We start from the raw sequence: 18,878 nt of genomic DNA on the forward strand, positions 1-18,878 counted from the left end.
GTCCAGGAAGGCCTCCGCCCCCTCCCGCCGGACCTTCAGGCGCATGGGGACGCGGGGCGAATCGCGCCGGTCCTCTCCCGTCCTGGTGTCCTGGTTCTCGTTCTGCTCGGACATCGCCGTCGTCTCCCTGCCGCTGCCGCTCTCGTATCCGACCCGGGTCGCGTTCCACCACCGCCCCGGGTCCAGGCCGGCGCATCATACGCGGGCCCGTCCGCTCCGCTGCTCCTGAAAATGCATCCCCCGGGGCGATCAGCCTCCCGTGGAGCAGAACTGCTCGTAATCGATGAGCTCCACCTTCGCTCCCGGCGCGCACACGGGGCACTCCGGGTCCCGGCGCAGCTTGAGCTCCTGGAAGCGGGTGCCCAGCGCGTCGAAGGTGAGCAGCCGCCCCTCGAGCGACTCCCCCACCCCGAGCAGCAGCTTCAGGGCCTCCGTCGCCTGGAGCATCCCGATGAGCCCGGGCAGCACGCCCAGCACGCCGGCTTCCGCGCACGACGGCGCCAGCTCCGGCGGGGGCGGCGCGGGGTAGAGGCAGCGGTAGCAGGGTCCCTGGCCGGGCAGGAAGGTGGTCACCTGCCCCTCGAAGCGGAACACGGAGCCGTGGATGTTGGGCTTGCCCATCAGCACGCACGCGTCGTTGAGCAGGTAGCGCGTGGGGAAGTTGTCCCCGCCGTCCAGCACCAGGTCGAAGTCCGCGAGGATGCGCTCCACGTTGGCCGTGGTGAGCCGCTCCTGGAACGGCACCACCTTCACGTCCGGGTTGATGGCCTCCATGGCGGCCTTCGCGCTCTGGACCTTGGGCTGGCCCCGGCGCTCCAGGGTGTGCAGCACCTGGCGCTGGAGGTTGCTCAGGTCCACCACGTCCGCGTCCACCACGCCCAGCGTGCCCACGCCCGCCGCGGCCAGGTACAGCGCCGCCGGAGAGCCCAGCCCGCCCGCACCCAAGAGCAGCACCTTCGACTTCAGGAGCTTCGCCTGCCCCTCCTCCCCCACCTCCGGGAGGATGAGGTGGCGGCGGTAGCGCTCCTTCTGCTCGGCGGAGAGCACGACGGGCTTCTCCACCGGGAGGGCCGCGTCGCTCCAGCGGTTGTAGCCACCCGCGAGCGAGGACACGCGCGTGTAGCCCATCTCCCGCAGCGTGCGGGCCGCGAGCGCGCTCCGGGTGCCCCCCGCGCAGTAGAGGACGAGCTCCTCGTCGCGGTCCGCCTTCTCCTCGATGCGCAGCTCCAGGTAGCCCCGGGGGATGTGCACCGCGCCGGGGAGCCGGCCCCCCGCGTATTCGTCGGCCTCGCGCACGTCCACGAGCTTCACCTTCGAGCCCGAGCCCAGCAGCGTGTGGACGTGCTCATGGGAGACCTCGCGGATCTCCTTCTTCACTTCCGACAGCAGGTCGCGGAACGTGGGGGCCATGGCGATTGCGTAACTACTCCAGCCGCTCCAGCACCAGCGGGCGGGCCGCGGGCGCCCGGTCGCCGAACCGGTAGGCCGCGAGCAGGCGCGCCTTCACGTCCTCCACCGGACCGGCGTCGTTGTAGTGCACCTGCACCAGGGGCTCGCCCTGCTTCACCGCGTCGCCCACCTTCTTGAGCAGCGTGAAGCCCACGGCCGGGTCGATCTTGCTGTCCACCCGCTGCCGGCCCGCGCCCAGCGCCACCGCCGCCAGGCCCACGCCCTCCGTGTGGATGCCGGTGACGAAGCCGTCCTTCGGCGCCACCACGTCCGTCGTGGCCTTCGCCGTGGGCAAGATCGAGTAGTCGTCGATGGAGCGCGGGTCGCCGCCCTGTGACTGGACGATCTCCTTGAGCTTCTTGATGGCGCTGCCGTCCTCCACGGAGCGGCGCAGCATCCCGCGCGCCTCCTCCACCGTGGCGGCCTTCTTGCCCAGCACCAGCATCTCCGCCGTCAGGGCGTAGGTGATCTCCGTGTAGTCGTCGGGCGCCTCGCCGCGGAGCATGTCCACGGCCTCGCGGACCTCCAGGGCGTTGCCCACCTGGCGGCCCAGGGGCTGATCCATGTCCGTGAGCAGGGCCACGACCTTGCGGTTCATCTCCGCGCCCAGGCCAATCATGGTGCGGGCCAGCACGCGCGCGTCGTCCGCCGTCTTCATGAAGGCGCCGCTGCCCACCTTCACGTCGAGCACCAGCGCGTCGATGCCCTCCGCCAGCTTCTTGCTCATGATGGACGACGCGATGAGCGGGATGCAGTCCACCGTCGCCGTCACGTCGCGCAGCGCGTAGAGCTTCTTGTCCGCGGGGGCCACCTGGGCCGTCTGGCCGATGAGGCAGCACCCCACCTCGCGCACCAGCCGGCGGTAGTCCGCGGTGGACAGGTTCACGTTGAAGCCGGGGATGGACTCCAGCTTGTCCAGGGTGCCGCCGGTGTGGCCCAGGCCGCGACCCGAAATCATGGGCACGGGCACGCCGCAGGCCGCCGCCAGGGGCGCGAGGCTCAGGGACACCTTGTCGCCCACGCCACCGGTGGAGTGCTTGTCCACCTTGATGGCCGGCGTGTCGGAGAGGTCCAGGACCTCACCGGAGTGGAGCATGGCGCGGGCCCACGCCCCCAGCTCCCGGGAGTCCAGCCCCTTGAAGAAGATGGCCATGCACATGGCGGCCATCTGGTAGTCGGCCACGGTGCCGGCGGTGTACGCCTGGATGAACGCCTGGATGTCGGACGGGTCCAGCTTTCCGCCGTCGCGCTTGGCCTTGATGAGCTCGTAGGGTTGCACGGGGCAAGGCCATAGCAGAAGGAAAGCCCTGGCCGCATCTGGTAGATAGCCAGCCCCATGATGCTCCGTCGACTCCACGTGTTTGCCCTGGCCGCGCTCCTGTGCGCCTGTTCCAAGAAGTCCGAGGACGCCCCCAAGGCCCCCTCCCAGACTTCCACCGCCACGAAGTCCCCCGAGGGGAAACCCGTGGTCGTGGGGCTCGTCATCGACGTGGGCGGCCGGGGTGACCACTCGTTCAACGACGCGTCCCTGCGCGGCCTGGAGCTGTGGGCCGCCGGCAAGAAGTACGAGGGCGGCAAGTACGTGGACGCCCCCGCTGGCGAAGTGCGTCAGTCCATCTCCTCCGACCTCGCCGCGCTCGCACCGGAAGTGAAGCCGCTGCCCATCCAGCCGCTGGTGCTCCAGAGCAAGGCGCAGGAGGACTACGCCCCCAACCTCCAGCTGCTCGTGGAACAGGGCGCGAAGCTGACCATCGGCAACGGGTACCTGCTGGCCAACGCGGTGCGCGACGTGGCCACGGAGAACCCGGACGCCAGGTTCCTGCTCATCGACAGCCAGCTTCTGGATCCGCAGGGCAAGCCGAAGTCGCTGCCCAACGTGCGCACGGTGCTCTTCAAGGAGCAGGAGGGCAGCTTCCTCGTGGGCGCGCTGGCGGGGCTCGTGACGAAGACGAACAAGGTGGGCTTCGTGGGCGGCATCGAGGTGCCCCTCATCAAGCGCTTCGACGTGGGCTACCGCGCGGGCGTGCGCACCACGAACGCGAAGGCGGCGGACGCGCTGATGGCCGTGTACACGGGCAGCTTCAACAGCGTGTCCGCGGGCAAGGAAGTGGCGCAGGACCTCATCGCCAAGGGCGCGGACGTCATCTTCCACGCGGCGGGCACGGACGGCCTGGGCGTCATCCAGGCGGTGAAGGAGGCGCGGGCGGCGGGCAAGACGGTGTTCGCCATCGGCGTGGACTCGGATCAGTCGCACCTGGCGCCGGACGCCATCCTCACGTCCATGGTGAAGCACAGCGACCTGGCCGTGTACCAGGCGGCGAAGGACCTGGTGGACGGCAAGCTGACGGCGGGTGAGCAGGTGCTGGGCCTGAAGGAGAACGGCGTGGGCATGGCGGACGTGCGCGTGGAGTTCCCGGGCAAGGCGGAGGCGCTCCAGAAGGTGGAGGAGCTGCGGCAGCAGATCCTCACCGGGAAGATCTCCGTGCCGGGCACGCAGGCGGAGCTGTCCTCCTTCCAGGTCGCGCAGCCCTGATCTCCCTCCAGCACATCGCGAAGCGCTTCGGGTCGTGCGTGTCCCTGGAGGACGCGTCGCTGGACATCGTCCCGGGGGAGCTGCTCGCCGTGGTGGGCGAGAACGGCGCGGGCAAGTCCAGCCTGATGAACGTGCTCTACGGGCTCTACCACCCGGACGCGGGCACGTTCCTGATGGACGGCAAGCCGGTGCGCTTCAAGAGCCCTCGCGACGCCATCGCGAAGGGCATTGGCATGGTGCACCAGCACTTCATGCTCGTGCCCACGCTGACGGTGGCGGAGAACGTGGTGCTGGGCCGCGAGCCCACGAAGCGTGGCCTGCTGGACCTGGACCGCGCCTGTGACGAGGTGGCGGCCACCGCGAAGCGCTTCGGCTTCCAGTTGGACCCTCGGGCCCGCGTGGACACGCTCACGGTGGGCTCGCAGCAGAAGGTCGAAATCGTCAAGGCGCTGCACCGGGGCGCGCAGGTGCTCATCCTGGACGAGCCCACCGCCGTGCTCACGCCGCAGGAGTCCGACGAGCTGTCGCAGGTGATGCGCGGACTGGTGGCGCAGGGCCGCACGGTGGTGCTGATCAGCCACAAGCTGAAGGAGGTGCTGGGCGTGGCGGACCGCGTGGCGGTGATGCGCCGGGGCCGCACCGTGGCGGAGGTGCGCGCCAGTGAGACGACCGTCTCCGCGCTGGCCGCGCTGATGGTGGGTGAAGGGTCCAGGGGCGCCGCGATGACCGGCGTGCCCGCGGTCGCGTCCGGCACGCAGGAAGCGGCGACGGGCCCGGTCGTGCTCGAAGCGAAGGACCTGCGGGCGACGGGTGACAACGGCCGTCCGGCGCTCCAGGGCGTTAGCCTCACCGTGCGCGCGGGCGAAATCGTCGGCATCGCCGGGGTGGACGGCAACGGGCAGCGCGAGCTGGCGGAGGTGCTCACGGGCCTGCGCAAGCTGGACGGCGGTGAAGGCACGCTGCTCGGCGGTCCCCTGGCGGGGCTGACCCCGGCGCTGGCGAAGGCGCGCGGCGTGGGCCACGTGCCCGAGGACCGCCTGGCCCGCGCGGTGGTGAAGGCGATGACGGTGGAGGAGAACGTGGCCCTGGGCCGCCACCGTCAGCCGCCGTTCGCGCGCGGGCCGTGGGTGGACTTCAAGGGCCGCCGAGAGCGCACGAACCAGCTGCTGACCGGCTACGACGTGCGCCCGAACGACCCGGTGGTGGCGCTCCAGGCGCTGTCCGGCGGCAACCAGCAGAAGGTCGTGGTGGCGCGCGAGCTGGACGCGGATCCGAAGCTGCTCGTCGTCGTGCAGCCCACCCGCGGGCTGGACATCGGCGCGGTGGCGCAGGTGCATGAACGCCTTCGTGATGCGAAGGCGCGGGGTGCGGGAGTGGTGATGGTGTCGCTGGACCTGGAGGAGGTGCTGGCCCTGTCCGACCGCGTCTACGTCCTCTACGAGGGCCGCGTGACGGGGCACTTCCCGCGCAAGGACCTGGACGAGCGCGAGCTGGGCCGCCGCATGCTGGGCGCGGAGGCAAGCCATGGGTGAGCGGACGCGGCAGGTGCTGCCGTCGGTGCTCTCCGTGCTGCTGGCGCTCGCGGTGTGCTGGCTGCTCATCGCCATCACACGCGACGCGGACACCGCCACGCGCGCCTATCTCCAGATGCTCTGGGGCGGCGTGGGCAACTGGCCCGCCTTCCTGGACGGCGGCAGCACCACCAGCGTGGTGCGCCCCCTGGGCGAGGCCGCGATGAAGGCCGCGCTGCTCACCCTCACCGGCCTGTCCGTGGCGGTGGCCTTCAAGGTGGGCCTGTTCAACATCGGCGCGCAGGGACAGATGATCTGGGGCGCGCTGGCCGCGGCGCTCGTGGGCGCGCACGTGTCGCTGCCCGGATTGCTCCACGTCCCGCTGGCCCTCATCGCCGCGGCGGTGGCGGGCGCGGCGTGGGCGAGCATCGCGGGCGTGCTGAAGCTCAAGCGCGGCGTGCACGAGGTCATCTCCACCATCATGCTCAACTGGGTGGCGGTGAGCCTGGTGGACAACTGGCTCGTCATCGGTCCGCTGCGCGCCGTGGCGGAGGGCGCGTCGTCCATCACCGGCACCGCCGAAATCCTGCCCTCCGCGCAGCTGCCCCGGCTCCTGGGTGACAGCTCGCGCCTCAACCTGGGCTTCCCGCTGGCGCTCGCCGCGGCGTTCGGTGTCTGGGTGTGGCTGACCCGCACGCGCTCCGGCTATGAGACGCGCGCCGTGGGCCTCACCCCGGAGGCGGCCCGGGCCGCGGGCATCCCCACGCTTTGGCGCGCGGGCGGGGCCATGGCGCTCGCGGGCGCGCTGGCGGGCCTCGCGGGCGCGGTGCTGGTGCTGGGCACGGAGGGCCGCTACCCGGGCTCGCTGGGCGCTCCGTACGGCTTCGACGGCATCGCCATCGCGCTCATCGGCAACAACCACCCGCTGGGCGCGGCGCTGTCCGCGATCGTCTTCGGCATCCTGCGCGCGGGCGGAACTCGCATGCAGCTGCTGGGCGTGCACAAGAGCTTCCCGGAGCTCATCCAGGGCTTCGCGCTGCTCTTCGTCGCGGGCCGCATGGTGTGGCTGGCCCTGCTGGCGCGGCGCCAGAAGCGGGCCCAGGCCCAGGCCCAGGGTCCGGCCCAGGCCGGAGCGGAGGTGCCCCGTGTTTGAGGTGCTCCACTCGCTCCTCTTCTCCACCCTGGACGCGGCTCCCGCCCTGGTGTTCGCCGCGCTGGGCGCCATGCTCTCCGAGCGCGCCGGCGTGGTGAGCGTGGGCGTGGAGGGCATGATGCGCACCGGCGCCTTCTGCGCGGCGGTGGCGGCGCTCGTGATGCCCACGCCGCTCGCGGTGGGGGTGGGCATGGCCGCGGGCGCGGGCATCGCCGCGGTGCATGGCTTCCTCAGCATCCGCTGGCGGTCGGATCAGGTCGTCTCCGGCATGGCCCTCAACCTGGTGGCCATGGCCGGCGGCACCTACCTGCTGGAGTCGTTCTTCGGCCCCAACGGCACGCCCTCCATCACCCAGCTGTCGCGCTGGAACATCCCGGGCCTGTCCCACGTCCCGCTGCTGGGCGCGCTGTCCGGCCACGCGGCGCCCACGTACCTGGCGCTCACCCTGCCCTTCCTCTTCCACCTGCTCCTGTCGCGCACGCCGCTGGGCCTGCGCCTGCGCGCCGTGGGCGACAAGCCGCACGCGGTGGCCACGCTGGGCCTGTCCGTGCCCGCCCTGCGCTGGGGCGCGGTGCTGGGCGGCGGGATGATGGCGGGCCTGGGCGGCGCGGTGCTGTCCACCACCGTCCTGGACCGCTTCGAACAGCACACGCCCTCCGGCCTGGGCTTCATGGCCCTGGCCGCCATGGTGTTCGGCCGCTGGACGCCCCTGGGCGCCTTCGCCGCCGCGCTCTTCTTCGCCGCCGGCAACGCGCTGAGGATTGGCCTGGCCTCCAGCGCTCCCTGGCTCCTCGACCTGGTTCCCCAGGGCTTCCTGCTCGCCCTGCCCTACCTGTTGACCCTCCTCGTCCTGGCGCTCCAGGGCCAGCGGGGCCACGCCCCCGCCGCGCTGGGCGTTCCGTTCGAGCAGGAATCCCGCTGACCATTTTGAGAGGGAAGGGGTAGCCCGGGACCCGGGTCGGAAATCACTTTTGGTCAGGTTCGACCTGCCAAATTTGAAGCGCTCACCTGTCCTGATGCGTCTGGTCATCGTCCGGCGGTCCGCCAACCCCCTGACCTTATTGGATCACGCTTTTCGGACTTTCCAGTGTGGGCTGATCTGCCGTTGGGTGGACGTCCGGCATGCCGCTGGCATGGGAGTGTGACCATGTCGGATTGCGTAGCGGATACCGGGCAGGCGCAGCATCCAGGCCTGTGCGGTTCCGGGACGCGGTCCCCCGGGTTCGGGACAGCGCCTGCGGGCGTTGGCCCATCCGGTTTCCAGGCTGGGGTGGCATGAACATGCAGACGACGGCAACAGGCTCGACGTCACCCCAGCGCCCGCGGGTCATCGCGGTCGGCGTGGAATCCGGCGGCATCGAGCGGGTGCGCTCCATCCTGACGCCGGCGGGCTACGACGTGCTGCCCGCCAGCGGGACGACGGCCGCGCTGGAGGCGGTGTCGCGCCACTCCGCGGACCTGGTGCTGCTGGACGTGGAGCGGGCCCGCACGGTGGGCCTGGCCGCGTACCGGCGCCTTCGCGAGGAACTCTCCCCGCCGCAGTTCCCCATCCTCATGCTCACGCCTTCCGCGGACCGCCAGACGCGCCGCGAGGTGTTGGAGGCAGGTGTGGACGACTTGCTGACGACTGAACCGCTGGACCCGCTGGAGCTGAAGGTGCGCGTCCACACCCTGCTGGAGCTCAAGGCGCACCGCGAGCAGGGCGGCCTCCAGGAAGTGCTCCAGGACCCGCGCACGCGCTGGGTGCGCATGGAACGCCTGGCGCGCGTGGGCACGCTGGCCGCGGACCTGGCCACGCAGATGGACCAGCTGGGCGTGGGCCTGCAGCGGGCGCTGGAGCACGTGCGCGCCCGCGCCGCCCAGGGGCTGCCGCCGGACTCGGAGGAGCTGCTCAAGCTGGGCGTGGCGGGTGAGCAGATGCGCCTGCACGGCCAGCACCTGCTGTCCCTGGGCCCCACCAGCCCCAAGGACATCCAGCGCTTCGATTTGCGGGAGGTGGTGCCGGAGGTGGTGTCGCGCCTGCGCGCCGCCGGACGCCTGGGCCGCGCGGACGTGCGCGCGGTGCTGCCGGAGGACCCCATCGCCGTCGTGTTCAACCGCCGTCAGGTGGAGCAGGTGGTGGCGGAGCTGGTCTGCAACGCGGTGGACGCCGTGGAAGACGTGAAGGACCGGCCGCGCGTGGTGCAGGTGGGCGTGGAGCTGCCGGACATGTTCGGCGAGTTCGGCCCGCAGATCTTCGTGAAGGACACCGGCATCGGCATCTTCGAGGATGAGCTGCAGGCCATCTTCTCGCCGTACTACACGACCAAGGCCCCGGAGAAGAGCGTGGGCCTGGGCCTCACGGTGGCGCGCACCCTGGTGGAGAGCATGGGTGGCAAGCTGACCGCGAAGAGCCGCGTCAACCTGGGCAGCACCTTCACGGTGGAGCTGCCCGAGCAGACGTCGTCCTGGTAGCCGCGTTGAAGCCACCACACGGGCGGGGAGCGCATCCCCGCCCGCGTGATGCCGGCTAGAAGCGGTAGGCCACGCCCGCCAGCGCTTCCATCGTGAAGTAGCTGTCGTCGAAGCGCGGGACGATGGAGGGCCCCAGCCGCAGGTTGAAGTTCACGTTGAGGTTGTTGTTCACGTAGTACTCCAGGCCGCCTCCGAAGAGGATGGGGATGACCGGCCCGATGCCCTCGCCGAAGTAGACGTTGAACGGCACGTCAATGCCGGCGTTGATCATCAGCGCGCTGCCCACGGGGATGCCCACCACGAACGCCACCGGCAGCGCCATGCCGAACATCGTGTTCCCCCGGGGGAAGTAGACGAACGGCCCCGGCTGGAAGGTGACGCCGAAGGCCACCTTGTCCGTCTTGGCGATCATCACGCGCAGCCAGCCCTGGAGCTTGAGGCCCGCGTCGGACGCGTCCACCAGGCCTTCACGGCCCCAGTTGAAGCTGAACTTGCCGCCAATATCCACGGTGTCCGAGCCGCCGTGGAGCAGGCCCAGCGACAGGCCCGGGAAGCCGATCTGCGCGCTGAACACGTTGCGGCCCGAGCCGACGGTTTCCGCCGCCAGCAGGGACCAGCCCTGACCGCGAGCCATCGCGGTGCCAGGGACGGCCAGGAGCACGGCCAGGAGGAAACCAGGAATGAAGCGCTTCACGAGGTTCCTTTCAGCGAAGGGCCGCGGCACGGGAGCCACGACCCGTTGGGTTGAGTTGAAGGGTGATTCAGGACTCAGGACGGCTGGCCTCGGTCACGGGCCAGGGCCAGGAACGCGTCGATGAGGGCGGCCAGCTTCGCTTCGGCGCGCTGCCGGGCCTGGGGGAGCGGCTCGCCGGGGGCGGGCGTCTCCTTGTGCTCGAAGTAGTATTTGATCTTCGGCTCGGTGCCGGAGGGGCGCAGGGTGACGCGACCGCCGCCCTCCAGCGCGAAGGCGACGACGTTGGACGGGGGCAGGCCACCCTCGCCCTTCTGGTAGTCGCGCACGGCCGTCACCGGAAACCCGCCGATGTTCGCGGGCGGCGACGCGCGGAAGGCCTGCATGATGGCGCGGATGGTCTGCGCACCAGCCGCGCCCGGGAGCGTCACGTTGCGCTGGGCGCCCACGTGCAGGCCGAAGCGGCGCTGGATCTCCTCCAGGTAGCCCAGCACCGTCACGCCGCGCGCCTCGCACCACGCGGCCATGTCCGCGACCACCAGGGCCGCGCCCACACCGTCCTTGTCGCGCGTGGCGGTGCCCACGGTGTAGCCGAGCGCCTCCTCGTAGCCGAAGACGAACTGGGTGCCCTCCTTCGCCGTGCGCTCCAGGGCGCGGTTGGCGATCCACTTGAAGCCGGTGAGCACCTCGTCGTACGCGGCGTCCAGCCCGCGCGCGATTTCGCCCAGCTGCGTGGAGGACACGATGGTGGTGACGACGTGCGGGCGCGCGCGCTTCGTCCCCTGCGTGAGGACGTAGTGGCCCAGCAGCACGCCGACTTCATTGCCGGTGAGCAGGCGCAGCTTTCCGGAGGCATCCCGCGCCATCACCGCGAGCCGGTCCGCGTCCGGGTCGTTGGCCAGCACCAGGTCCGCCTTCACGCGCTCCGCGGTGGCGAGCGACAGGTCCATGGCGCCCGGCTCTTCGGGGTTGGGGAAGCGCACGGTGGGGAAGCGGCCGTCGGGCTGCTGCTGCTCGGCCACCGGCGTCACGCGCGGGAAGCCCGCCTCCTTGAGCGCGAGCGCCGCCCACGCGCCGCCCACGCCGTGCATGGCGGTGTAGACGATGGACAGCGTGTCACTGCCCTTGCGGTACAGGCGCAGGTCCAGGATGGCGCGCAGGTACGCGTGGCCCACGTCCTCCGGCAGGTCGCGCCACAGCCCCTTCGCGCGCCCCTCCGCGGGCGTGAGCAGGGGCACTTCATTGGCGGGCTCCACCTTCGCGATGGCGTCCGCGATGCCCACGTCCTGCGGCGGGACGATTTGAGCGCCGTTGCCCCAGTAGACCTTGTAGCCGTTGTACTCGGGCGGGTTGTGGCTGGCGGTCACCATCACCGCGGCGGCGGCGTTGAGGTGCAGCACGGCGAACGCGGTGACGGGCGTGGGCACCGGTTCCGGGAAGACGTGCGCGGGGATGCCCTCCGCGACGAACACGGCGGCGGTGTCCTCCGCCAGCTCGCGGCTCAGGCGGCGCGCGTCACGGCCCACCACCACGCCGCGCGTGGTGACGTCCGGCACGGTGGCCTTGAGGTAGCGCGCCAGGCCCGCGGTGGTGCGGCGCACGACGGCGCGGTTCATCCGGTTGGGGCCGGCGCCCAGCACGCCGCGCAGGCCGGCGGTGCCGAACTCCAGGTCCTGCGCGAAGCGGTCCGCCAGGTCCGCCCAGTCCGACTTCGCGAGCACATTGGCCAGCTCCGCCTGGGTCTCCGGATCCGGATCCGCCTTGCGCCAGGCCTCCGCCCGCTCCCTGAGTCCGGTCGTGTCCATCGCGCGTTGCCTCGTGGTTGAAGAAGGGGCCTCTTTAGCCCTTGTAGTCGGTGAGGTGCTTGCGGCGCACCGGCCCCTTGGGGCCGTCCTTGTTGTTCTGGCACGCGACGCAGAACTCCGCATAGGGCATGGCCTTGAGGCGGCCCATGGGAATCTCGTCGCCGCACTCCTCGCACTCGCCGAAGGAGTCCGGGTCCTCGCGCAGCTTGCCCAGCGCCTTCACCACGCGCGCCAGCGTGCCGTCCGTGTTGCGGTTCCGGCTGGAGGCGATGGTCTGCATCATCTCGTTGAGGGGCTGCTCGTCCTCGTCGCCGCCCACGCGCGCCTCGTCGGTGCGGTTGGGCTCGATGCGCATGGGCGCCTTGCCGGTCAGCTCCGCGTGGAGCGCGAGCAACTGCTGGAGGAAGTCCTCTCGCTGCTTCGGGGTCACGGTGCTCGGCTCCGGAAGGGTCAGTACTGCGCGGTGGAGATTTGCCCGGTGACGATGGCCACGGACGCGGAAGCGCCCAGGCGGTTGGCACCCGCGCGGATGAGCTTCACGGCGTCCTCCGCGGAGCGCACGCCGCCGGAGGCCTTCACGCCCACGTCGTCGCCCACCACCGCGCGCATCAGCTCGATGTCCTTCACCGTGGCGCCGCCGGGCCCGAAGCCGGTGGACGTCTTCACGAACGCGGCGCCCGCGGCCTTGGACAGCGCGCACGCGACGACCTTCTCCTCGTCCGTGAGGTGGCCCGTCTCCAGGATGACCTTCACGGGGATGGGGTGGCTGGCCTCCACCACCTCGGCGATGTCCTGGTGCACGCGCTGGTAGTCGTGCGCCTTGAGCGCGCCCAGGTTGAGCACCATGTCGATTTCACGCGCGCCCGCGCGGATGGCCTCGCGCGCCTCGAAGGCCTTCGCGGACGACAGCGCGGCGCCCAGGGGGAAGCCCACCACGGCGATGGGCACGCAGTTCGAGCCGGCCAGCACGCGCGCGGCGGTGGCCACGTGGCAGCTGTTCACGCACACGGTGGCGAAGCCGTACTGACGGGCCTCCTCGGCCACGCGCACGACGTCCTCGGTGCGCGCCTCCGGCTTGAGCAGCGTGTGGTCGATGTACGGGGCCAGGTCCGAGGCCTTCACGAGGGTGGCCGGGTCCACGCGCGCGGTGGCGGTCTTCACGCCGGGCGGGCGCGGGGCTTCCGGGTTCAGGACGGCGGCGGGCGCGGGCGGCACCGCCTCCTGCTGGAGCTTCCAGGCATGCAGACGATGACGGGCCTGGTCGACCAGCTCTTCCAGGGCGGTGAAGAAGGCTTCGGCGTCGGACGGCATGCCGCGCCCCTTAGCCCACTAACGGCCCTCGGGGAAGCGCTCGCGGGGGGAGACGCCACCCGGTCAACGCACGGGGTGCCGCGAAGGGGAGCGGGGCTGTAGAGTTCCAACCCGTGAAGGTCTTCGCGCGGCTGCTCGCACTCCTTGTCCTCTTCCTCGCGGCGGTGCCGGGCCACGCGGCGGCTCCGGCCTCCGCGGCCCTCCCCTCCCCCGCCCCGGGCCGGCTCTCGGTCTACTTCCTCGACGTGGGCCAGGGGGACGCGGCGCTCATCGTGTCGCCCACGGGCAAGACGGTGCTCATCGACGGTGGGCCGCCGGAGGCCGGCACGCGGCTGGCGGCGCGGCTGCGCGAGCTGGTGAAGGGCCCGCTGGACCTGGTCATCCTCACCCACCCGCACCTGGACCACCTGGGTGGGCTGCGCGCGGCGGTGAAGGCGGTGGGCGCCAGGCGATTCATGGACCCCGGCTTCGACCACTCGAGCGAGGCGTACCGCGACCTGCTGGAGTTCGTGGGCCACGAGGTGGGCCAGGTGATGAGCCCGGAGCCCAACCCCAACGCGCCCCAGACGCTGCTCACCGTGGGCCTGGGCGAAGGCGTGGCGCTCACCGTGCTCTGGCCGCGCGTGCCCCAGGAGGCGTTCCTCGCGAACACGCGCTCGGACGCGAACGCGAACTCCATCGTCACCAAGCTCACCTACGGGAAGACGGCGTTCCTCTTCACGGGGGACTCGGAGCCGCCCACGGAGGAGCTGCTGGTGCGGAAGCCCGTGGACCTCACCGCCACGGTGCTGAAGGTGGCGCACCACGGCGGCAAGCACTCCTCCACCGCGGCCTTCCTGGAGCGCGTGAAGCCGCAGGCGGCGGTCATCTCCTGCGGCGCGGGCAACGACTACGGCCACCCCAGCCCGGAGGTCCTGGGCCGCCTGGGCGACGTGCGCGCCCGCACCTTCCGCACCGACCAGGACGGCGAGGTGATGGCGGTGAGCGACGGCACGACCGTGACGCTGCGCTCGACGAAGGGCGGCGCCGGGGCCACCAGCCTGTCCGGCACGCAGCAGGCGGGAGGCCCGGTGGCGCTCGGCCCCATTGAACCCACGCCGCACGGCCGCGCGGGCCGCTCCACGGAGAAGGAACCGGCGCCCACGAGCGCGTCCGAAGACACGGGCGTGCGCTACGTGTCGCTCAAGGGCAGCAAGGTGTTCCACCGCGAGAGCTGCAAGACCCTGAAGCGCTCGAAGAACGAGCGCACCGTCTACACAAGCCGCGCCGACGCCCTGCGTGAGCGCCGCCCCGCCGAGGATTGTCATCCATGAAGGCCCGCATCGCGCTGGGAGTGGGGCTGCTGCTCGCCTCCCTGGCCTGCCAGCAGCAGCCGTCCGCGCCGCCCGCGCAGAAGCCCCCGGAGAAGTCGCGCTACTTCGGCGGCACGCCGGACGGGAAGCTCCACGTGTACTTCTTCGACGTGGGCGCGGGGGATGCCGCGCTCATCGTCACGCCGAAGGGCAACACGGTGCTGGTGGACTCAGGGCCCGCGTCCGCCGAGTCGCACCTGGTGAACCGGCTGCCGGAGCTGCTGCGCCGCGAGCTGGACCTGGTGATCCTCACCCAGCCGGATCCGAAGCACCACGGCGCGCTGGAGGCGGTGCTCAAGCGCGTGGGCGCGCGGCGGTTGATGGAGCCGCAGCTGCCGGACACGTCCAAGGCCTACGACGCGCTGCTGACGGCGGTGGGCTCGCGAGGGGTGCAGATTCTGTCGCCCGCGCCGCCGTCGTCCGCGCCCAAGGAGCTGGTCCGGCTGACGCTGGAGGACGGGGTGAACCTCACGGTGCTCTGGCCCCGGGCGCCCGCGGAGCCGCTCCTGAACGAGGCCCCGGACGCGGAGGGGCGCAACGCGGCGAACTCCATCATGCTGCGCCTGACGTACGCCGACACGTCGGTCGTCTTCGCGGGCGGCGCGCGCGGGGAGACGGAGGCCCGGCTGCTGGAGCGCGGGCTGCTGTCGTCCGCCACGCTGCTGAAGGTCGCCTCGCCCGGCGTGGAGGGGGCGAACTCGCAGGCGTACCTGGAGGAGCTGCGGCCCCAGGCGGCGGTGATCAGCGGGGATGACAGCCTGGGCAAGAGCGCGAAGGTGAAGGAGCTCCTCGCGCGGCTGCGCGGCGTGGATGCGCGGGCCTTCCGCACGGACGTGAACGGAGAGGTGCACGCGGTGAGCGACGGCAAGCAGTTCGAGCTGTCGCTCCAGCGTCCGACACCGGGGGAGCCCGGTGGCACGCGGCGCGTCTTCCCGGGGTTGGATCCGCGTCCGGCGCTGGTGCGGACGGCGAAGCCCGCGCCCGTGGTGAAGCCGGCGCCCACCGAACCGCCGCCCGCCATCCGGACGGAGCCCGCGCGCGTCGCTGAGGCACCGCGCGACGGCAAGGCCCGCGTCAGCAACGTGACGGACGTGGATGACCTGCCCGTCGCGCGCAAGGGCACGCGGACGGTGGAGGCCCCTCCGAAGGCGGTGCGCTCCTCCTCCAGTTCCGGCACGTCCATGACGGGCAACTACATGGCGAGCAAGAACAAGCGCATCTTCCACAAGTCCACCTGCCGGAGCGTGAGGCTCATCAAGGATGAGAACCTGCTCACGTGGAGCACGCGTGACGCAGCGCTGAAGTCGGGCCGCGAGCCCGCGGGAGACTGTCACCCGTGACGAAGAAGAAGACGAAGGCCCGGTCCAGGGCCACGGTGGACCGCATCGAGGACGACATCGCCGTGCTGGTGGTGGACGGCCAGCAGGTGACCCGCGCGCTGGCCACCCTGCCCTCCGGCGTGCGCGAAGGCGACGTCGTGGACCTGGAGACGGGGACGGTGGACGCCGAAGCCACCGAGTCCCTGCGTGCCGAAGTCCGCGCCGCGAGGGAACAGGCGATGCGCGGCAAGAAGCCGCCCGCGGGCGACTTCGACCTCTGATCCCGAGCGTCCTGCTCGACGTGCCGGAACATCCGGCCGGAGCAGGACGTGGCGGGAGGGCCTGCCCACCGCGTCGCGCGGAAAGCAGGCCCACCTCACACGTGGGCTACGGCGTGGAGCCTTCCGCCGGAGCCGTGGCCTCACCACCCGCCGCGGCGCCCTGCGGAGGCGTCGCGGGCTCGGCGGCCGGCGGAGGCGCCACGGGAGCCGCGGTGCCCGGAGCAGCCTGACGCGGAGCCGGGGCCGGCGCCTTGCCGGTCACCTGGTTGACCATGTCCGCGAGGGCGGGCGGCAGCATGCCCGCCGCGGACAGGCCGAACAGCGCCACCACCGGCAGGACGATGAGCAGCAACAGCACCAGCGCCACCACCTTCAGCGGACTGCCACGGCGGGCAGGCACCACCGGACGCTTGCGCGCGGCCTTCGAGTCCTGGCGCGCGTCCTCTTCCTCCTCGTCGTTGCGAGGGTCTTCGCGCGTCTCGTCCTGGCCAGGATCCTCTTCGTCCGAGCCTTCGCCCCGGTTGCCGGGCAGGTCCAGGTCGGAGAACAGCTCGTTGAGGGGGGCGCCGCTCGCCGCGGGCGCCTCCTCCACGGGCGGAGCCACCGCGCGCCGAGGGGCGGGCGTGGGCACCGGGGCGGGCGCCGCGCGGTTGTTGCCGTAGAGCGTGCCCTCGTCCTCGTCGCCGTCGCGCTCGAAGTCGCCGTTGTTGTCGTCCTCGGACGGGGCGGGCTCGTTCTCCGCGTAGAAGGGCTGCTGGGGCTCCGGCTCGCGGCGGGCCGGGGCTGCGCGCGGAGGCGGCGCGGCGACCGCGGGCGGCGGCTCCGGGGGCGGAGGCGGCGGCTCCGGCGCCGCGGCGGGCGCGAGCAGCGCGGCCAGCTCCGGGATGTCCGAGCCGCGCTTCCAGTCCGGCATGCCCTGGCGCCAGAAGAAGCTGCGCGCGCTGATGGTGCCCGCGGCCATCCACTCGGCCACGGCCGATTCGTCCAGCGGGCCCTCCTGCTTGTTGCGCACCATCACGAACCACGGTGCCCCGGCCGTCTGGCGGGGAGGCGCGGTGCGCGTGGGCTCATCGTCCCAGGGCGTCTGGGGGGCCGACGCAGGAGGTTTGGCCAGGGGCGCGGGAGCTGCCACGGCGGCCACCGGTGCTGGAGCGGGCGCAGGCGCGGGCGCGGCGGCGCCACCACCTCCCGCCAGCGAACGCTCCTGGGCCCGGATGCGCTCCACGTCGGCGAGCGACACCACGCGGGTGCTCTCCTCCTCGGCAGGCCCTTCCACGGTGATGACGTTCTGGCAGTTCTTGCAGCGGACCTTGACCGTCTTGCCGCGGACCTTCTCGTCCGCAATGGAGTACCGCTTCTGGCAATTGTCGCAGGTGAAGTTCAAAGGGGGCGTCCGGCTCTCGGGGGAAACCGGCGGGGATGCTACCGCCAGAAATCTCCCGCGCAAACACACGGTTGACTCTGTTCTTCGGCCCAACTATTCAGCCGCCCTCTGTTTTACTCCAGGCTCTACGAGGGTGGCGCATGCCGGCGAAGGATCTCGGGACCAAGCACACGTGCTTCAAGTGCGGGACGAAGTTCTACGACATGAAGAAGCCGGACCCCATCTGCCCCAAGTGCGGGGCGGATCAGCGGGAGAACGTGGTCGCCAAGCCCGCCGAGGGCCGGCGTGGCCGCCTGGCCGCCGCTCCGAAGGTCATCGAGCCCGAGCCCGAGGAGACGCCCGCGGCCGAGGAGGACGAGGAGAACCTCGACTCCTTCAGCGATGACGAGGAGGCCGAGCCCGGCGCCGAGTCGTCCGACGACGACGACCTGTAGGGTCGCCCTCGCGGTTGCATCATCCGGGGTCCCCCGAGCGATTCGGGCGGGCCCCGTTGCCGTTTGCGTGCCCTGAGGCCGCTACCAGGCCCAAAACGGCGCACCCGGAGCCGGGGCCCCTCCCCAGGGGCCCGCTCCGGGACGTCACGGCTCAGGTGCCGCTCAGACGCTCGTGGGACGACACCAGCGACAGCTCGGTGAGCGCGCTCTGGATCTTCTCGTAGAGGTTGGGCCCCATCTCCTGCATGCCCGCCGGCCGGGTGTCCTTGCGGCGCGCCCCCATGGGCAGGCGCTCCGCCTCCGCGGGCACCGTGGGTTGCTTCCTGGTCTGATGCATCGCGACTCCCCCTCAGGCGGAAGTGTTGGCTTCCGAGAAAGCAATTTTGCCACCAAGACAGAAGTCTGAACAAGGGGCGTGCTTCTCAGCACTTAGACGGAACCCCTGGCCAATCCTTGAGTCGCACCGGGGCCGGACGCGACAACCGTGTCAGGGGCGCCCTATTTCCCCGAGCCAGCCTGACGCAGTGCTTCCACGCCCCAGGTCTGATCGACCTGGACGGTCTCCCCCGCACGGACGGTGACGGTCCGGGACGCTTCGGGCAGCCGGTCATGCCAGAAGACGAGCGTGTGGGCCCCTTCCGGCACGCGCATCCGGAAGCGTCCGTCCGGGGTGGTGGTGGTGAAGTACGGGTGGTTGAAGGTGCGGACCACCGCGCGCATCCAGGGGTGCACGTCGCAGCGGACCTGGACGGTGCCCGGTTCGGCGGGCAGGGGGCGGCGCAGGGTCATGCCCTCCAGGGGCATGGCGACGTTGAACACGGAACGGTTCGTCGCGGACTGGGCGCGCACGTTGTGCACCAGCGGGTCGGAGTTGCGCAGCAGGAGCTCGCCGCCGGCCTTCGCCGCGAGCGCGGGCGGCTCGTAGTGGCACTGCTTCTGGTCCAGCACCGGCTGCGGCGCGGGCGTCTCCGGCTCCGCGAGCCCGGCGCCGTCCTGGAGCGAGACGACGGCATGGGCCAGGGCGCCCTCGCCTCCCACCACGAGCGAACGGTCCTCCGCCTGGTCGCCGCACACGCTGGCGACGGTGGCGGTGGTCGGCGCGCTGGGGGCCTGGGGAGGCGTCCCGGTCAGCAGCACCCGCCCCTCGATTTCGCCCCACTTCACCGGCCCGGTGGGGCGCGGCGCGGCGGCGGCGGGAGGG

18 protein-coding genes are annotated in these 18,878 nt (G+C 71.6%); 9 read left to right on the top strand and 9 right to left on the bottom strand.

What is annotated here, in order from left to right; all coding sequences use genetic code 11:
* Window positions 1–249: 249 nt before the first annotated feature.
* Together moeB and D7V80_RS32410 are read right to left on the bottom strand one after the other, a co-directional pair.
* Window positions 250–1,410 (bottom strand): molybdopterin-synthase adenylyltransferase MoeB, encoded by a 1,161-nt coding sequence (gene moeB, locus D7V80_RS32405; RefSeq protein ID WP_120591797.1) that lies wholly within the window; start codon window positions 1,408–1,410, stop codon window positions 250–252.
* A 13-nt stretch (window positions 1,411–1,423) separates the two neighbouring features.
* The gene (locus tag D7V80_RS32410; protein WP_120591798.1) at window positions 1,424–2,728 is read right to left on the bottom strand and encodes a thymidine phosphorylase; all 1,305 of its coding nucleotides are present in this window, start codon (window positions 2,726–2,728) and stop codon (window positions 1,424–1,426) included.
* 60 nt (window positions 2,729–2,788) lie between these two features.
* Between D7V80_RS32410 and D7V80_RS32415 the strand changes: the two genes are divergently transcribed.
* The 5 genes from D7V80_RS32415 (at window position 2,789) to D7V80_RS32435 (ending at window position 9,100) form a co-directional block, all read left to right on the top strand.
* On the top strand, window positions 2,789–3,982 hold the full coding sequence (locus D7V80_RS32415) for a BMP family protein (protein WP_120591812.1): 1,194 nt from the start codon (window positions 2,789–2,791) through the stop codon (window positions 3,980–3,982).
* A gap of 38 nt (window positions 3,983–4,020) precedes the next feature.
* Window positions 4,021–5,514, top strand: coding sequence for an ABC transporter ATP-binding protein (locus tag D7V80_RS32420; protein WP_120591799.1), 1,494 nt, complete (start codon window positions 4,021–4,023; stop codon window positions 5,512–5,514).
* On the top strand, window positions 5,507–6,646 hold the full coding sequence (locus D7V80_RS32425) for an ABC transporter permease (RefSeq protein ID WP_120591800.1): 1,140 nt from the start codon (window positions 5,507–5,509) through the stop codon (window positions 6,644–6,646). The genes D7V80_RS32420 and D7V80_RS32425 overlap by 8 nt, the downstream gene beginning before the upstream one ends.
* On the top strand, window positions 6,639–7,568 hold the full coding sequence (locus D7V80_RS32430; RefSeq protein WP_120591801.1) for an ABC transporter permease: 930 nt from the start codon (window positions 6,639–6,641) through the stop codon (window positions 7,566–7,568). The genes D7V80_RS32425 and D7V80_RS32430 overlap by 8 nt, the downstream gene beginning before the upstream one ends.
* Before the next feature lie 353 nt (window positions 7,569–7,921).
* Window positions 7,922–9,100, top strand: coding sequence for a sensor histidine kinase (locus D7V80_RS32435; protein ID WP_120591802.1), 1,179 nt, complete (start codon window positions 7,922–7,924; stop codon window positions 9,098–9,100).
* Between the two features lie 55 nt (window positions 9,101–9,155).
* Here D7V80_RS32435 and D7V80_RS32440 read toward each other — a convergent pair whose 3' ends face one another.
* The 4 genes from D7V80_RS32440 to deoC all read right to left on the bottom strand — a co-directional run bounded on the left by D7V80_RS32440 (window position 9,156) and on the right by deoC (window position 12,907).
* Entirely contained in the window at window positions 9,156–9,794 is a 639-nt protein-coding gene (locus D7V80_RS32440) for a hypothetical protein (protein WP_199738911.1), read from the bottom strand.
* A gap of 74 nt (window positions 9,795–9,868) precedes the next feature.
* The gene (locus tag D7V80_RS32445) at window positions 9,869–11,596 is read right to left on the bottom strand and encodes a phospho-sugar mutase (RefSeq protein ID WP_120591804.1); all 1,728 of its coding nucleotides are present in this window, start codon (window positions 11,594–11,596) and stop codon (window positions 9,869–9,871) included.
* 34 nt (window positions 11,597–11,630) lie between these two features.
* Complete coding sequence (locus D7V80_RS32450; protein WP_014398983.1) at window positions 11,631–12,026, bottom strand: TraR/DksA family transcriptional regulator; 396 nt, start codon at window positions 12,024–12,026, stop codon at window positions 11,631–11,633.
* Between the two features lie 20 nt (window positions 12,027–12,046).
* Window positions 12,047–12,907: a deoxyribose-phosphate aldolase gene (deoC, locus tag D7V80_RS32455; RefSeq protein WP_120591805.1), complete on the bottom strand. Its 861-nt coding sequence runs from the start codon at window positions 12,905–12,907 to the stop codon at window positions 12,047–12,049.
* A 113-nt stretch (window positions 12,908–13,020) separates the two neighbouring features.
* Between deoC and D7V80_RS32460 the strand changes: the two genes are divergently transcribed.
* The 3 genes from D7V80_RS32460 to D7V80_RS32470 are packed head-to-tail and all read left to right on the top strand — an operon-like array spanning window position 13,021 to window position 15,859.
* Entirely contained in the window at window positions 13,021–14,220 is a 1,200-nt protein-coding gene (locus tag D7V80_RS32460; RefSeq protein ID WP_120591806.1) for a ComEC/Rec2 family competence protein, read from the top strand.
* On the top strand, window positions 14,217–15,599 hold the full coding sequence (locus D7V80_RS32465; protein WP_120591807.1) for a ComEC/Rec2 family competence protein: 1,383 nt from the start codon (window positions 14,217–14,219) through the stop codon (window positions 15,597–15,599). Before D7V80_RS32460 ends, D7V80_RS32465 begins: the two co-directional genes overlap by 4 nt.
* Entirely contained in the window at window positions 15,596–15,859 is a 264-nt protein-coding gene (locus D7V80_RS32470) for a DUF3006 domain-containing protein (RefSeq protein ID WP_120591808.1), read from the top strand. Before D7V80_RS32465 ends, D7V80_RS32470 begins: the two co-directional genes overlap by 4 nt.
* Before the next feature lie 106 nt (window positions 15,860–15,965).
* On the opposite strand, the gene D7V80_RS32475 is transcribed toward D7V80_RS32470, so the two are convergent.
* The gene (locus D7V80_RS32475; RefSeq protein WP_120591809.1) at window positions 15,966–17,243 is read right to left on the bottom strand and encodes a GYF domain-containing protein; all 1,278 of its coding nucleotides are present in this window, start codon (window positions 17,241–17,243) and stop codon (window positions 15,966–15,968) included.
* A gap of 140 nt (window positions 17,244–17,383) precedes the next feature.
* Between D7V80_RS32475 and D7V80_RS32480 the strand changes: the two genes are divergently transcribed.
* The gene (locus D7V80_RS32480; protein ID WP_120591810.1) at window positions 17,384–17,677 is read left to right on the top strand and encodes a TIGR02300 family protein; all 294 of its coding nucleotides are present in this window, start codon (window positions 17,384–17,386) and stop codon (window positions 17,675–17,677) included.
* 151 nt (window positions 17,678–17,828) lie between these two features.
* Here the strand turns inward: D7V80_RS32480 and D7V80_RS32485 are convergent, their stop codons facing one another.
* On the bottom strand, window positions 17,829–18,014 hold the full coding sequence (locus D7V80_RS32485) for a hypothetical protein (RefSeq protein ID WP_120591811.1): 186 nt from the start codon (window positions 18,012–18,014) through the stop codon (window positions 17,829–17,831).
* 161 nt (window positions 18,015–18,175) lie between these two features.
* Window positions 18,176–18,878: carboxypeptidase regulatory-like domain-containing protein (locus tag D7V80_RS32490; protein ID WP_120591813.1), on the bottom strand; the 703-nt coding region annotated here is incomplete at its 5' end.

The sequence above is a fragment of the Corallococcus sp. CA054B genome (assembly GCF_003611625.1).
Lineage (GTDB): Bacteria > Myxococcota > Myxococcia > Myxococcales > Myxococcaceae > Corallococcus > Corallococcus coralloides.